Origin of the sequence: Roseburia sp. (assembly GCF_041325975.1) — a bacterium.
Taxonomy (GTDB): domain Bacteria; phylum Bacillota; class Clostridia; order Lachnospirales; family Lachnospiraceae; genus Roseburia; species Roseburia rectibacter.
The window spans coordinates 1,252,416-1,268,551 of record NZ_JBGLEJ010000005.1 but is presented as its reverse complement, the minus strand read 5'-3'; the positions used below and the strand labels follow the sequence as shown (position 1 = coordinate 1,268,551).

Annotated in this window: 13 protein-coding genes and 1 riboswitch; of the genes, 12 read left to right on the top strand and 1 reads right to left on the bottom strand. The window is 42.2% G+C overall.

The annotated features are described in order from the left end of the window. Positions 1-15 precede the first annotated feature (15 nt). The 10 genes from ACDD58_RS17095 to ACDD58_RS17050 all read left to right on the top strand — a co-directional run bounded on the left by ACDD58_RS17095 (position 16) and on the right by ACDD58_RS17050 (position 12,016). A complete protein-coding gene (locus ACDD58_RS17095; protein ID WP_370778506.1) occupies positions 16-1,062 on the top strand; it encodes an acyltransferase family protein in 1,047 nt (348 codons plus the stop codon). Between the two features lie 138 nt (positions 1,063-1,200). Then, complete coding sequence (gene hrcA, locus ACDD58_RS17090) at positions 1,201-2,301, top strand: heat-inducible transcriptional repressor HrcA (protein ID WP_117919663.1); 1,101 nt, start codon at positions 1,201-1,203, stop codon at positions 2,299-2,301. A gap of 15 nt (positions 2,302-2,316) precedes the next feature. Beyond that, a complete protein-coding gene (grpE, locus tag ACDD58_RS17085; protein WP_117919665.1) occupies positions 2,317-2,952 on the top strand; it encodes a nucleotide exchange factor GrpE in 636 nt (211 codons plus the stop codon). Between the two features lie 35 nt (positions 2,953-2,987). Continuing rightward, entirely contained in the window at positions 2,988-4,871 is a 1,884-nt protein-coding gene (gene dnaK / locus ACDD58_RS17080; RefSeq protein ID WP_117919667.1) for a molecular chaperone DnaK, read from the top strand. An 82-nt stretch (positions 4,872-4,953) separates the two neighbouring features. Then, entirely contained in the window at positions 4,954-6,132 is a 1,179-nt protein-coding gene (gene dnaJ / locus ACDD58_RS17075; protein ID WP_118591350.1) for a molecular chaperone DnaJ, read from the top strand. 22 nt (positions 6,133-6,154) lie between these two features. Continuing rightward, complete coding sequence (locus tag ACDD58_RS17070; protein WP_370778505.1) at positions 6,155-7,486, top strand: MATE family efflux transporter; 1,332 nt, start codon at positions 6,155-6,157, stop codon at positions 7,484-7,486. 132 nt (positions 7,487-7,618) lie between these two features. After that, positions 7,619-8,473: a putative manganese transporter gene (locus ACDD58_RS17065; RefSeq protein ID WP_241070710.1), complete on the top strand. Its 855-nt coding sequence runs from the start codon at positions 7,619-7,621 to the stop codon at positions 8,471-8,473. An 85-nt stretch (positions 8,474-8,558) separates the two neighbouring features. Then, a complete protein-coding gene (locus ACDD58_RS17060; protein ID WP_117919673.1) occupies positions 8,559-8,975 on the top strand; it encodes a Fur family transcriptional regulator in 417 nt (138 codons plus the stop codon). A 120-nt stretch (positions 8,976-9,095) separates the two neighbouring features. After that, positions 9,096-10,178: a M23 family metallopeptidase gene (locus ACDD58_RS17055; protein ID WP_370778504.1), complete on the top strand. Its 1,083-nt coding sequence runs from the start codon at positions 9,096-9,098 to the stop codon at positions 10,176-10,178. Between the two features lie 161 nt (positions 10,179-10,339). Further along, positions 10,340-12,016, top strand: coding sequence for an ABC transporter substrate binding protein (locus ACDD58_RS17050; RefSeq protein WP_370778503.1), 1,677 nt, complete (start codon positions 10,340-10,342; stop codon positions 12,014-12,016). A gap of 48 nt (positions 12,017-12,064) precedes the next feature. Here the strand turns inward: ACDD58_RS17050 and typA are convergent, their stop codons facing one another. Continuing rightward, entirely contained in the window at positions 12,065-13,903 is a 1,839-nt protein-coding gene (gene typA / locus ACDD58_RS17045; protein ID WP_117919706.1) for a translational GTPase TypA, read from the bottom strand. Between the two features lie 279 nt (positions 13,904-14,182). Between typA and ACDD58_RS17040 the strand changes: the two genes are divergently transcribed. Both ACDD58_RS17040 and dapA read left to right on the top strand, forming a co-directional pair. Next, entirely contained in the window at positions 14,183-14,818 is a 636-nt protein-coding gene (locus tag ACDD58_RS17040) for a single-stranded DNA-binding protein (RefSeq protein WP_117919679.1), read from the top strand. Between the two features lie 41 nt (positions 14,819-14,859). After that, positions 14,860-15,047: riboswitch (Lysine riboswitch) on the top strand. A gap of 165 nt (positions 15,048-15,212) precedes the next feature. Continuing rightward, on the top strand, positions 15,213-16,103 hold the full coding sequence (gene dapA, locus ACDD58_RS17035) for a 4-hydroxy-tetrahydrodipicolinate synthase (protein WP_370778502.1): 891 nt from the start codon (positions 15,213-15,215) through the stop codon (positions 16,101-16,103). Positions 16,104-16,136: the final 33 nt, after the last annotated feature.

The window sequence follows — 16,136 nt, the reverse complement described above, 5'->3', positions numbered from 1 at the left end:
GGGAAGGAATTTTAGATGTCTACGATATATCTATCGGAAAAAAATGAATACAGGGCACTTGATTTTCTGAAATTTGCAGCAGCATTTCTAGTTGTTGCCATTCACATTCCACCATTTGAAGAGGCTGCTCCGGTATTTTCACACGAATTTCAGCAGGTAATCTGCCGGATGGCAGTGCCGTTCTTTTTTGTATGTACCGGTTATTTTATGGGAGAAAAAATAGCGGACAAAGGCAGGGTAAAAAAATATCTTTTCCATATTATAAAGATGTATGTATGGTGGAGTCTGTTATATCTGATTCCGATCATTGACCGGTTCTGGGAGAAAAAAAGAAGTGCTGCCGAAAATTTGTCAGAACTGGCGAGAAGATTTTTTCTGATCGGTTCTTATATACAGCTATGGTATCTTCTTGCAACGGTTGTGGCGGTACTGTTATTGTATCTTCTTGCAACGCACTTTCAATGGAGCGTAAAAAGCATTGTAGTGGCTGCCGTACTATTATATCTGGCTGGAGTCTGCCATAACACTTATCATCATGCTTTTGATGATCTTTCGCCGGCTGCAAATGAGATCAGATGGTATCTTTCTGTATTTGCTACCGCAAGAAATGGCCTGTTTTTTGGATTCCCGTTTGTGACGATGGGATATTTGTTCCGGGTAAAGGCAGACCGGATCAGAAAAAATGATTATGGATGGCATACGATAGTTTTTCTGGCACTCATGATGTTAGAAGAGTGGATCGTCACTCAGAAAATCGGCGAATCATCCCATGATATGTATCTAATGACACCTCTTGTCACGGCAAATCTTTTTCTGGCAGCCGCTTTTTGTCCGGTAAGCGATAAGCGGGGAGCAATGGCAAAGATTATGCGTGAACTCTCGACTGAGATTTTTCTTTTACACATGCTGGTATATTTCTGGTATAAAAAGATCATGGAGAGTCTGGGACTGGATGCAGGAAATCATCTGGTGCGTTATCTGGTGGTTGTTAGTGGCAGTGTTCTGATCGGATTGATCCTCATATATATAGGAAGAAAAAGGAATAAAACCGTAAAATTATAAAAAAAATATAAAACCGCAGAAATTATAAAAATTAGTGTTGACAAAAGAATATGATGGTGCTATTTTAAGTACATAGATGTTAGCACTCCACAATAACGAGTGCTAACAGATATAAAAAGTAACTGGGAACTAAGGCAGATGCCAGATTCTTACAGAGAGTTACAGAGTATGGAGATGGAGAAGAGAATGGACGAGGAATTCGAGTTAGACGAACGAAAAACGAAAATTCTTGATGCAATCATCCGCAACTATTTAGAGACAGGCGAACCGGTTGGATCACGAACGATATCCAAGTATACCGATTTGAATTTAAGCTCTGCAACGATCCGTAATGAGATGGCAGATCTGGAAGAACTTGGATACATTTTACAGCCGCATACTTCAGCCGGCAGGATTCCTTCTGACAAAGGATACCGCTTTTATGTGGATCATCTGATGGAAGAGAAAAAACGTGAGGTCGATGAGATGAAGAGTTTCGTCATCGAACACACGGAGAAGATGGATCAGGTGTTGCAGCAAGTGGCAAAGATACTGGCGAACAATACCAATTATGCAACGATGGTAACAGCACCGACGTTCCATAAGAATAAAGTAAAGTTCATCCAGTTATCCAATATGAATGAAGAACAGATCTTAGCAACGATCGTTACCGAAGGAAATCTGGTCAAGAATAAAATTATTCCGGTCAGTGAACCAATCGATAATGAGACGATGTTAAAACTGAATTTCCTGTTAAATGCGAATTTAAATGGTCTTGCATTGCAGGAGATCAATCTTGGAACCATTGCAAAGCTGAAAGAGCAGGCAGGCATTCACAGTGACATCATCAGTGATGTGCTTGATACTGTGGCAGAGACGATGGGACAGGATGAGGACATCCGCATTTATACAAGCGGAACAACCAACTTCTTTAAATATCCGGAGTTAAGTGATTCGGAGAAAGCGAGTGAGCTGATCTCCACATTTGAGGAGAAACAGCAGTTAGCGAGCCTTGTAACTGAAAACCTGTTAGATGATGATAATACAGGGATTCAGGTTTATATAGGAAATGAAAGCCCGATCCAGACCATGAAGGACTGCAGTGTTGTGACAGCAACTTATGAATTGGGCGAAGGCGTTCGTGGAACGATAGGAATTGTCGGACCGAAGCGAATGGATTATGAGAAAGTAATGGATAACCTGAAAACCTTGAAAAATTCCTTAGATGGAATTTTAAACAAGGATAAGGAACAGACATAGAAAGGTGGTTCATAGATGTCAGAGATGAATGAAGAGGTATTAGACGAAGCAATGGAGAATTCCACAGAGGAAAATGCTTCTGAAACCCAGACGGATGAAAATGTGACATCCACGGAAGAGACAACTGAGACAGCAGATACAGAAGAAGCAGAAAATGCTGATACGGATTCTGAAGATTCAGATAAAAAGAAATCTTTTTTCAAAAAGAAAAAAGATAAAAAGGATGAGCAGATCGAAGAGCTTACTGACAAAGTCAAAAGACAGATGGCAGAGTTCGATAATTTCCGTAAGCGTACAGAAAAGGAAAAATCACAGATGTACGATATGGGAGCCAAAACGATCGTAGAAAAGATCCTGCCGGTAATTGATAACTTCGAGCGTGGTCTTGCAGCTGTTCCGGAAGAAAGCAAAGAAGATGCTTTTGTTGTCGGAATGGATAAGATCTACCGCCAGATGCTTACCGTATTAGAGGAAGCAGGTGTAACACCGATCGAAGCAGTCGGTGCAGAATTTGATCCGAATTTCCACAACGCAGTAATGCATGTGGAGGATGAAACCTTAGGAGAAAATGTAGTAGCAGAAGAACTCCAGAAGGGATATATGTACAGAGATACTGTAGTAAGACACAGTATGGTAAAAGTAGCAAACTAAGTATTTCATAGATATTAGATGAGGAGGAAATCATTATGAGTAAAATCATTGGTATTGACTTAGGTACAACAAACAGTTGTGTAGCTGTTATGGAAGGTGGAAAACCTACCGTTATCGCAAATCAGGAAGGTGCAAGAACAACACCATCTATCGTTGCATTCACAAAAACAGGCGAGAGATTAGTAGGTGAGCCTGCAAAACGTCAGGCTGTTACAAACGCAGAAAAGACCATATCTTCTATCAAGAGACATATGGGTACTGATTATAAAGTAGCAATTGATGACAAACAGTATTCTCCACAGCAGATTTCTGCAATGATCTTACAGAAATTAAAAGCTGATGCAGAAGGATACTTAGGAGAAAAAGTAACAGAGGCTGTTATCACAGTTCCGGCTTACTTCAACGATGCCCAGCGTCAGGCAACCAAAGATGCAGGTAAGATCGCAGGTCTTGATGTAAAACGTATCATCAACGAGCCGACAGCAGCAGCTTTAGCTTATGGTCTTGACAATGAGAAAGAGCAGAAGATCATGGTATACGACCTTGGTGGTGGTACATTTGATGTTTCTATCATTGAGATTGGCGATGGTGTTATCGAAGTATTATCTACAAACGGTGATACACATCTTGGTGGTGATGATTTTGATAACAGAATCACACAGTGGATGATCGATGAGTTCAAGAAAGCAGAAGGTGTTGATCTTTCTACTGATAAGATGGCTCTTCAGAGATTAAAAGAAGCTGCTGAGAAAGCAAAGAAAGAGCTTTCTTCTGCAACAACCACAAATATCAACCTTCCGTTCATCACAGCAACTGCTGAGGGACCGAAACACTTTGATATGAACTTAACAAGAGCAAAATTCGATGAGTTGACACATGATCTCGTTGAAAAGACAGCTATCCCGGTTCAGAATGCTATGAGAGATGCAGGACTTACTAATGCTGATCTTGGTCAGGTATTATTAGTTGGTGGTTCTACACGTATCCCGGCAGTACAGGATAAAGTAAAACAGTTAACAGGCAAAGAGCCAAGTAAGACATTGAATCCGGATGAGTGTGTTGCCATCGGTGCATCTATCCAGGGTGGTAAACTTGCAGGAGATGCAGGTGCAGGTGAGATCTTACTTCTTGATGTAACACCACTTTCACTTTCCATCGAGACAATGGGTGGTATCGCAACAAGACTGATCGAGAGAAATACAACAATTCCTACAAAGAAGAGCCAGATCTTCTCAACTGCAGCAGATAACCAGACAGCAGTAGATATCAACGTTGTACAGGGTGAGAGACAGTTTGCAAGAGATAACAAATCCCTTGGACAGTTCCGTCTGGATGGTATCCCACCAGCACGTCGTGGTGTTCCGCAGATCGAAGTTACATTTGATATCGATGCAAACGGTATCGTAAATGTATCTGCAAAAGATTTAGGAACTGGAAAAGAACAGCATATTACGATCACAGCAGGTTCTAACATGTCTGATGATGAGATCGATAAGGCAGTAAAAGAAGCTGCAGAGTTCGAAGCACAGGATAAGAAGAGAAAAGAAGCAATCGATGCAAGAAACGATGCTGATTCCTTCGTATTCCAGACACAGCAGGCATTAGATCAGGTTGGGGCAAACCTTGATCCGGCTGATAAATCTGCAGTAGAAGCTGATATGAATGCAGTAAAATCATTCTTAGATGCACATCAGAATCCGGAAGAAATGACAGAAGCTGATGTAACAGAGCTGAAATCCCTTCAGGAAAAACTGACAGAGAGTGCTCAGAAGGTATTTGCAAAGATGTATGAGCAGACACAGGCAGCACAGGGAGCAGCAGGTGCAGGTCCTGACATGAGCGGCATGGGCGGTAACGCACAGGCTGGCGGATCTTCTGCAGATGATGATGTCGTAGACGCAGACTTCAAAGAAGTTTAATCATCAGAAATAATAAAAATACAACGGGGTTTCCGGGGGTTTTCCCGGAAGCCCTGTATGCAGTTTGAGAGAGGAAAACGTTATGGCAGATAAGAGAGATTATTATGAAGTCTTAGGCGTGAGTAAAACGGCAACAGATGCTGAGATCAAGAAAGCGTTCCGTGTACTTGCCAAAAAGTATCATCCGGATATGAATCCTGGAGATAAGGAAGCGGAGGCAAAGTTTAAAGAGGCACAGGAAGCATATGCAGTGCTTAGTGATGCAGAGAAGAGAAAACAGTATGATCAGTTTGGTCATGCGGCATTTGATGGCAGTGCCGGTGGAGCAGGCGGATTTGATTTTTCCGGTATGGATATGGGAGATATCTTTGGGGATATTTTCGGAGATTTCTTCGGCGGTGGATCAAGAAGACGTGGCAATGATGGACCGATGAAAGGTCAGAATCTGCGTACCAGCGTCCGCATTACATTTGAGGAAGCTGTATTTGGCTGTGAGAAAGAGATCGAGATGGTCTTAAAGGATGAGTGCCAGAAATGCCATGGTACAGGTGCAAAACCGGGAACAACACCGGAGACCTGTACAAAATGCGGTGGTAAAGGTAAAGTGGTATTTACCCAGCAGTCTTTCTTTGGGACAGTACAAAATGTACAGACCTGTCCGGACTGTGGCGGCTCCGGAAAGATGATCAAGGATAAATGTCCTGATTGCCGTGGAACAGGATACATTTCAAGTAAAAAGAAAATTCAGGTATCGATTCCTGCCGGAATTGACAATGGACAGAGTGTCAGAATCCGTGAAAAAGGTGAACCTGGCATCAATGGCGGACCGCGTGGAGATCTGTTAGTAGAGGTAGTAGTATCTCGTCATCCGATCTTCCAGCGCCAGGATATGAATATCTATTCTACGGTACCGATTTCCTTTGCACAGGCGGCATTAGGCGGAGAGGTTCGCATTAATACGGTGGATGGTGATGTTTTATACGAAGTGAAAGCAGGTACTCAGACAGATACGAGAATACGTCTGAAAGGAAAAGGTGTGCCTTCTCTTCGCAATAAAGCTGTGCGTGGTGATCATTACGTAACTTTGGTGGTACAGGTTCCGACATCTTTAAATGCAGAAGCAAAAGAGGCACTGCGTAAATTTGATGAGGCGACAGGTAATACTTTAAAAAAGTCGGCAGAGAGCGCAGGAACAGCAGAAAAGCCGAAAAAGAAAAAGGGATTCATGGATAAGATCAAAGAATCCTTAGATGATATCTAAAAATAGGGCAGATAACAGAAAAATGAAAGAAAACGAAATTTTTGAAAAAGCACCGGTATCTAAGGCTTATTTTACAATGGCACTTCCGGTAGTGCTCAGCATGGTGGTATCGCTGATCTATAATATGGTGGATACTTATTTTATTGCAGGGACAGGAAATACTGATCTTGTGGCGGGTGTATCACTTGGAGCACCGGTTTTTACGCTGATGATCGCACTGGGAGATATCTTTGGACTTGGAGGAAGCTCTGTTATTTCAAGAATGTTTGGGAAAAAACAGGATGACGACGGAAGAAGGATGAGCGTATTCTTTTTTTATGCTGCAATTTTATGTGGTATTCTGGTGATTATCATAATGCTGGCTTTTCGCATGCCAATTCTCCATATGCTGGGAGCAGATGAAGATACATTGTGTTATGCGTCTGCATATTATACGGGTATTGTGATCGGAGCACCGTTTATTATTTTATCCTTTACACCATCAAACCTGCTCCGTACGGAAGGCTTTGCGAAGTCGTCTATGGTAGGAACGATATTGGGTGCAGTTGTGAATATGGTGTTAGACCCGGTATTTATTTCTCTGCTTGGATTTGGGGCAGCAGGAGCTGCAATAGCAACGGTCATCGGATATATATGTGCAGATCTTTATTTTCTGTGGTTTTTACTGAAACGAAGCCAGAAATTGTCTGTAAACCCTGTGGGATTTCATATTTCGGCTGATGAACTGAAGCCGATTTTTGCCATCGGAATCCCTGCATCGATCACAAATCTGATGCAGAGTTTTGGAATGGCACTGACAAACCGTTTTTTACTGCCTTACGGCAATGAAAAAGTGGCTGCAATGGGAATCGTTATGAAAGTAAATATGATCGCTGTGCTGGTATTAGTTGGATTTGCATTTGGTGCGCAGCCGCTCATTGGGTACAATTATGGAGCAGATAATAAGAAACGGTTAAAAGAAATTCTGGCATTCTGTTATAAATTTGAGTGCAGTCTTGCCGTGATCCTTGCCGCAGCCCTGTCACTTGCAGCAAAACCGCTGATACGGGTATTTATGGATGATGCACAGATTGTAAATTCCGGAGTGGAAATGCTTAAATACCAGCAGATGGGAATGTTATTTGTAGCGATCGTTCTTGTGACGACCTGTACATTCCAGTCTGCCGGAAAGGCATGGGGAGCGTTCTGGCTGTCGGTCAGCAGACAGGGACTTATCTTTGCTGTTGTGATATTGACTGCATCCCATCTGGCAGGCTATACCGGAGTATTGGCAGCGCAGGCAGTTTCAGATTTTCTGACGGCGGTGTTTGCAATTCTTTTTTACCGGCATTATTTTGGTTCACAGCACAATTAATTTCTAAATAACAATATTCAAATGTTAATACGAAAATTTTCTTGACATTCAGATATTTCTGCGTATAATAAAAATGCAAACAAGTTGCAAATGCAAAACAATTGCAAAATAATTGCAGGAATGGAGTGCCATATGTTAGATATTATTTTAGATACTTTATTAGACAGTGTAAAATTACTGCCTTTTTTGTTTGTAACATATCTTCTGATGGAGACATTAGAGCATAAAACCGGAGGAAAGGCAAAAAACCGGATCAGAAATGCCGGAAAAAGCGGACCAGTATGGGGCGCGTTGCTTGGAGTGATACCGCAGTGTGGTTTTTCTGCCGCAGCATCAAGCCTTTATGCAGGGCGTGTGATCACAGTTGGAACACTGCTTGCGATTTTTCTGTCGACCTCCGATGAGATGCTCCCGATCATGATTTCAGAGGCAGTAGCGCCGGCAGTGATCGTTAAGATCCTTGCTGCCAAAGTAGTGATCGCTATGATTTCCGGTCTTGTGGTGGAATTTTTATATGTAGGTGTGATGAAAAAGCATGAAAAAGAAATGGACATCCATGTGGTCTGTGAGGAAGAACACTGCAGCTGTGAGGATGGAATTTTACTTTCTGCACTGAAGCACACATTAAAGATTTTTTTGTATATTTTGATCATTTCTTTCCTTTTGAATGTTGTGATAGGAATTATCGGGGAAGATACACTGGCAGGATTTTTTACAGTGATGCCGCTCGCGGGTGAAGCTGTCGCAGCGTTAGTTGGACTGATCCCGAACTGTGCATCTTCGGTTGTGATTACAGAACTTTATTTAAGCGGCATTATCGGAGCGGGTGCTATGATGTCTGGACTGTTAGTCAATGCCGGTGTCGGACTTCTGGTATTATTCCGTTTAAACCGTGACTGGAAGCAGAACCTTGGAATCGTCGCAGCGTTGTATGCACTTGGTGTATTCTGGGGCATTGTCATAAGAGCATGCGGGATTGTGTTTTAATGATAAGTCAGTGAGCAATCAAAGTATGTTATGCGTTTGCACCGTAACATTATAAAATTGAGAAAACAGGAAGGTACGAGGAAGAATGCCGGGAAGTGGTTATGCGACGATCAGCCGTAAAAAAATATTGGAATTTTTAAAGAAAAACAGTGACCGGACAGTGGCGGTAGCAGATATCGACCATTATCTGAGGACGCAGGACTGTGAGGTAAACATCACCACCATTTACCGCTATTTAGATAAACTGGCAAAGGACGGCACGGTGATCAAATATGTTGCTGAAAAAGGGAATCAGGCAGTATACCAGTACGTAGAACTGGGGCATCACTGTGAGGAACATCTTCATTTACAGTGTGTAAAATGCGGAAAGATCATTCATCTGGAGTGTGAATTTATGGACGAAATCTCGGAACATATTTTAAAAGATCATGGATTCCGGCTGCAGTGTAAGAATTCAATTTTGTATGGAATGTGCAGTGCGTGCCAGGAAAAAGAAGAATGAAATATCAGGAATGATTTTTGGAATCTGTCGTAAAAATAAAGATATGTTATAACGAAAAATATGATATTCCTCCTGCTGTATTCATATAATGAAAAAGAATGGCGGGGGAGGATGATCATCATGCATATGACGTCGATCGGAAAGAAAACCTGGTGTCAGAGAGTAAGCGCAGCCATTATTTTAGAGGGAGCCATCCTTCTTGTGGCTGCTTTTATTTTATGGAAAAATACAGCCGGAGCAGGAGAAAATGCGGTCGCTGCAACATCGGATGGGACGATCCGCTGGGTAGATTTTAATGTATCCTACGAGGCATTGTGCAAGGCATATGAATATGATGTGGAAACATATGGAAAAGAGATACATATTGACTGGATCGACCTGCTTTCCTATGTGGCGGCTAAAAATGGAGGGGAGTTTGGTACATCAGCAGTGTCGGAACTGAATCAGGCAGCAGAAAAGGTGAAGAAAAAAGAACTGACATTTGATGAGGCGGCAGGGCAGCTTAAGTATTTTTCCTATTATAAAGAGGCGTATTCGGCGGTATTAGGCGGACTAATCGGTGAGTATGAGATACAGGAGAGCGAAGGCGGCCCTTATGTAAAAAAATATGGACTGAAGGCATTTTCACCGATCGCGAAAGGATTTCCATACAGTGATTATGACGATTTTGGTGTATCGAGAAGCTATGGATATAAAAGACAGCATTTAGGGCATGACATGATGGGACAGATCGGAACGCCGGTGATCTGTATTGAGTCGGGATATGTGGAGGCACTCGGCTGGAACCAGTACGGAGGCTGGAGGGTGGGAATCCGCAGCCTGGATAAAAAACGTTACTATTACTATGCACATCTGCGGCAGGATTATCCATATCAGGCAAAGCTGAAAGAAGGAGATTTTGTGACAGCAGGGGATGTGATCGGTTATATGGGGCACACCGGCTACAGTACAAAGGAAAATGTTAACAATATCGATACCGTGCATCTTCATTATGGATTAGAACTGATCTTTGATGAGGAGTGGAGAGAGAACGGTCATGAGATATGGGTGGACTGTTATAATCTGACGCGTTTTTTGTATAAAAACCGTTCCGAGGTACATAAAGTGGAAGGCACAAAGGAATGGAAACGGACTTTTGATATGAAAGAAATTACACAGGGTGAAAATGTGCAAAGTGAAAGAAAAAATAATAAAAATAGGTAATTTTTTGATGAAAATGACATATTGTATTGACTTTTTTCATAATTGGGTGGAAAATTTAGAGTAAACTTAAAGAAAGCAGGCATTACGGGATTGCGGAGTATTGCCGGGCGGAACATAAAATTATAAAAATAAAGAGATGCTGCACAAAATGGGGGATACAAATGAAAAAAAATAAAATAAAAAAAAGCTGCATGATAGCAGCGATTCTTTTTGTGCTGCTGTGTTCAGGCATAAGTTCTCCGGTTCATGCAAAAGAAAAAGAGCGGGGACGTGTGTTGTTTATCAGTTCTTATTCCTATGCATGGGAGACGATTCCGCAACAGATTGAGGGAATCAAGCGGGCACTTGGGGATGAAGTGACGATTGACTATAAGTTTATGGATACAAAAAACGTTGATACAGCGGAAAATGTACATCTGTTTTACAAAAGCCTGAGTTATTATCTGAGTCAGGTTCCGGCTTATGATGTGGTTATAGTGGGAGATGATGCCGCGTTTAATTTTGCACTTGCGTACCGGAAAAAATTATTTGGAGATACGCCGATTGTTTTTGAGGGTGTCAATAATTCAGAAAAAGCATTGGAGCTGAATCAGGAACCGGATGTTACAGGTGTGATAGAAAACCAGACCTATGAAGATACCATAAACCTTGCAAAAAAGATATGTCCCCAGGCTACGCGTATCGTGGCAATTGTTGATAATACAGTAACAGGACTCAGTGCAAGAAAAGAATTTTATTCCTGTCAGGAATCTTTTCCTGATCTGGAATTTCATGATATTAATGCATCAGAACTTTCACAAAAAGATCTGATCGGGCGTGTAGAGTCTTTGGATCAAAGCTCGATTCTGTTATATATTTTGTGCAGTAATGATAAGGATGGAAATGTATATGCATCAGCAGAATCTGTGCAGATGTTAAGCAGCCGTGCCCGTATTCCGGTGTTTTCCGGAATTGCAATCGGTATGGGACAGGGATTGCTTGGCGGAAAGATCGTCTCACATGAAAAGATGGGGGAGATTGCCGGGCAGATGGCATCAAAAATTCTGGATGGCGGAGTCTGCGAAAGTATGGCTGTGGTGCAGGACTCACCGATGATATACTGTTTTGATGAAAATGTTATGAAGCGCTTTGATATATCACGCAGTATGCTGCCGGATAATGCAAAAATTATCAATCATAAAGAGACATTTATGGAACAATATGGAAAAGTAATCCGTGTTACATCTGTGATTGGTGTGATACTGCTTTTATCCATTATCTGGCTTGTGCGGGATAATATGCATAAAAGAAAGGTAAATGAAACAATCAGTTCACTCAATAAAAAGCTGAATTTTATGGCGCGCTATGATGCGCTGACCGCGCTTTTGAACCGGCGCGTGTTTATGGAAGATTTACAGTACCGGATTAGGGAGAAAGAACCGTTTGGGCTGATCATGTTCGATATGGATAATTTTAAGCGGATCAATGATGTCTATGGACACAACGAAGGAGATGCGGTGCTTAAGGAAATGGCTGCGCGTGCCGGAGCACTGGTGGATGACATATTCGAGGTTTACAGGCTGGCGGGGGATGAATTTGTCGCGATTGTGGCAAGCGGTCAGACAGAAGTCATAGATACCTATGCGATGAAGATTTTAGATACATTTAAAATACCATATCAGATTGCCGGTGGTGAGCAGTATCTGGCATCCAGTATCGGGATTGCAATTTATCCGAAAGATGGAAAGAACAGTACAGAAGTGATCGCGGCGGCAGATCATGCTATGTATGAGGTAAAGAAAAACGGAAAGAACAGCAGGGCATTTTATGATGCCGGAATGAAAAAAGATGATCCGTAACTGTGACAGTGCGGATCATCTTTTTTGTTATTCATGATAGTAGAATGACTATTTTTTCATATTAGCACGTTTACGAAGTGTCGGGTCTAAGATACGTTTACGGATACGAAGACTCTCCGGTGTTACTTCGAGAAGCTCATCGACATCAATAAAATCAAGTGCCTGCTCTAAACTTAAAACTTTTGGAGGAACCAATGTCAGAGCCTCGTCAGCGGAAGAAGAACGTGTGTTTGTAAGATGTTTCTTTTTACAAACGTTAAGTTCGATATCCTCGGCTCTTGCACAGGAACCAATTACCATTCCGGCATAAACTTTTTCACCCGGTCCGATAAATAAGGTACCACGATCCTGGGCGGAGAAAAGACCATAGGTTACAGATTCACCGGACTCAAATGCGATCAGGGAACCAAGTTTACGGTAAGCGATCTCTCCACGGTATGGAGCATAGCCATTGAAAATAGTATTGATGATACCATTTCCCTTTGTATCAGTCATGAAATCTCCACGGTAACCGATGAGACCGCGGGATGGAATGTTAAACTCAAGACGGGTATAACCACCGGTGATCGGTTTCATGTTGACAAGCTCACCTTTACGCTGGCTTAACTTATCGATAACTGTACCGGTAAATTCATCCGGAACATCGACATAAGCGATCTCCATAGGCTCTGTCTTTTTACCATTTTCGTCTGTGTGATATAAAACCTCAGCCTTGCTGACTGCAAATTCATATCCTTCACGGCGCATGTTCTCAACTAATACGGATAAGTGAAGCTCACCACGGCCGGATACTTTGTAGCAGTCCGGGCTCTCTGTTTCCTCTACCCGCAGAGAAACATCGGTATTTAACTCTTTGAACAGACGGTCTCTTAAATGACGGGAAGTGATGAATTTTCCTTCCTGTCCGGCGAGCGGACTGTCATTTACCATAAAGTTCATGGAAAGTGTCGGCTCGGAAATTTTCTGGAACGGGATCGCAACCGGATTTTCCGGAGCACAGATCGTATCTCCGATATGGATATCAGCGATACCGGAAATCGCAACGATCGATCCGATCTTTGCCTCTGCAACATCTACTTTATTTAAACCGTCAAATTCATATAATTTGCTGATGCGGACTTTTTTCTGTTTGTCCGGTTCATGATGGTTTACTACAACAGCTTCCTGATTTACCTTTAAGCAGCCGTTGTCGACTTTACCGATACCGATACGTCCAACGTACTCATTGTAATCGATCGTACTGATGAGTACCTGTGTGTTTGCATCCGGGTCACCCTCCGGAGCAGGAATATAATCAATGATCGTCTCAAACAGAGGTGTCATATCTTTTTTGTTATTTACAAGATCACCGATCTCGCGTACTGCGTAACCGTCTCTTGCGGATGCAAAAAGGAATGGACAGTCTAACTGTTCGTCGGAAGCATCTAAGTCCATGAATAATTCAAGCACTTCATCGACAACTTCGTTCGGGCGGGCTTCCGGACGGTCTACTTTATTTAAACATACGATAACCGGAAGAGAAAGCTCTAACGCTTTCATCAGTACGAATTTCGTCTGAGGCATAACACCCTCGAATGCGTCAACGACAAGAATAACACCGTTTACCATTTTAAGGACACGCTCAACCTCACCACCGAAGTCTGCATGACCAGGAGTATCAATGACATTGATCTTTACGCCTTTATAGGTAATGGCAGTGTTTTTTGAAAGGATCGTGATACCACGTTCTCTCTCGATATCATTAGAGTCCATGACACGTTCCTGAACTTCCTGATTCGCGCGGAATACGCCGCTCTGCTTTAACAGCTCATCGACCAGTGTTGTCTTACCATGGTCAACGTGTGCGATAATGGCAATATTACGGACATCTTCACGTTTCATTTTCATATACAAAATCTCTCTTTCCTGTGTGAAATGAATTAACTGTAACATAAGGTTAAAAAACCAACCTATACATTTTATCATATTTATGGGATTCTGCAAGATTTTTTTCAACAAAAACCTGACAAAAGTTGTCATTACATTCGTTTTCTTATCGACATGTTCCATGAAAATTTGAATGTGATACATGGTAAAAATAATATGTCAGGCAGGTCATACGAGAAAGAAACGGTAAAAAAAGTACAAAAAATACAGGTGTATGGCCGTAAGGAAGGGAGAAAATTCATGGCAGATAAAATGTTTGAAAACAACCAGGTGTCAATCGTGGGGGAGATCGTATCAGATTTCCGGTTCAGTCACGAAGTGTACGGAGAGGGATTTTATATGGTCGATGTGGCAGTCAACCGTCTCAGCAATTATATGGATTATATACCACTTATGGTTTCAGAGCGGCTGATCGATGTCAATGAAGATATGGTCGGACAGAATATTTATGTGACAGGGCAGTTCCGTTCATTTAACAGGCACGAGGAAAAGAAAAACAGGCTGGTGCTTTCTGTGTTCGTGAGAGAACTGGAATTTTTAGATGAGATCGATGATGACGTGAAAAGCAACCAGATCTTTCTGGATGGTTATGTATGTAAGGAACCGATTTACCGGAAAACGCCGCTTGGAAGAGAGATCGCAGATCTTTTGATCGCAGTCAACCGCTCCTACGGAAAATCAGATTATATTCCATGTATCTGCTGGGGCAGAAATGCGAGATTTGCATCCGGATTTGATGTAGGCGGACATGTGCAGATCTGGGGCAGGATACAGAGCAGGGAATATGTTAAAAAACTGTCGGAGACGCAGACGGAAAAGAGAGTCGCCTATGAGGTGTCCGTCAGCAAAATTGATTTTTTAGAGGAATTGGATTGACAGTAGAAATAGATGGTGCTATGATTGCTAAAAGATACATATTGCTTGATAGAGGTTGCGTGCTTTAAGAGTAGTTTTTACGGATGTGGCAGAGACAGTGGATGGAAAATGAAAGGAAAGGACGCCGAAGGAGTATATTTGCTGCAGATATGTTCCTGGGCATAAGGTAAAGAGCCTTATGACTGTCATCTTAAGCTGTAAAGCAGAAAGATGGGGCGCTATCGGATTCGACATATACTGAGTAATACATATGATTAGAATTTACGAACCGGCTCATCAGAGTCGGTTTTTTTAATTCAAAGGGAAATTATGTCCTATGAATAAATAAAATACCGTGTGCACAAAGCAGTGTATCCTAACGTATTATAATACAGGAAGCAGGAGGATTGTTAGTATGTCTATTTTTAAAGGAGCCGGTGTGGCGATCGTAACACCAATGAAAAACAATGAGGAAGTAAATTATGACAGATTAGAGCAGATGATCGAGTATCAGATCAATCAGGGAACGGACTGTATCATCATCGCAGGTACAACAGGTGAGAGTTCTACGCTGACAACAGAAGAGCATGCAGAGGTGATCAAAGCTGCTGTTAAATTTGTAAAACACCGTATCCCAGTCGTTGCAGGAACCGGTTCAAACTGTACAAGAGAGGCAATCCACCTTTCGGAAGAAGCGGAAAAAGCCGGCGTGGACGGACTGCTCTGTGTAACTCCATATTATAATAAGGCAACACAGGGCGGTCTGATCCGCTACTACACAGAGATTGCAAATTCTGTAAAACTTCCTATTATTATGTACAATGTGCCAAGCCGTACCGGATGCAATATTCTTCCAGAGACAGCCGCAACATTGTATCGTGATGTGGAGAACATCGTTGCGATCAAAGAAGCAACCGGAAACGTTGCACAGGCAGCAAAAGCAATGTATTTAACGGACGGAAAACTTGATTTGTATTCCGGTGAGGATGGAATCGTGGTACCGCTTATGTCCATCGGAGCGATCGGAGTGATCTCCGTATGGTCAAATGTTGCACCGAAAGATGTACATGATATGTGTATGGCATTCTTTGATGGCGATACGAAAAAAGCAATGGAGATCCAGTTAAAGGCACAGCCGCTCATTGAGGCACTGTTTTCAGAGGTTAACCCGATACCGGTCAAGAAAGCACTGAATCTGATGGGTATGGAAGCAGGACCGCTTCGTTCCCCGCTCACAGAGATGACAGATGCAAATGCAGCAAAACTTGCGGAAGCAATGAAGAATTATGGGATTAAGCTGGCGTAAGTGATAAAAACATCAGACAGCCAGATTGATAAA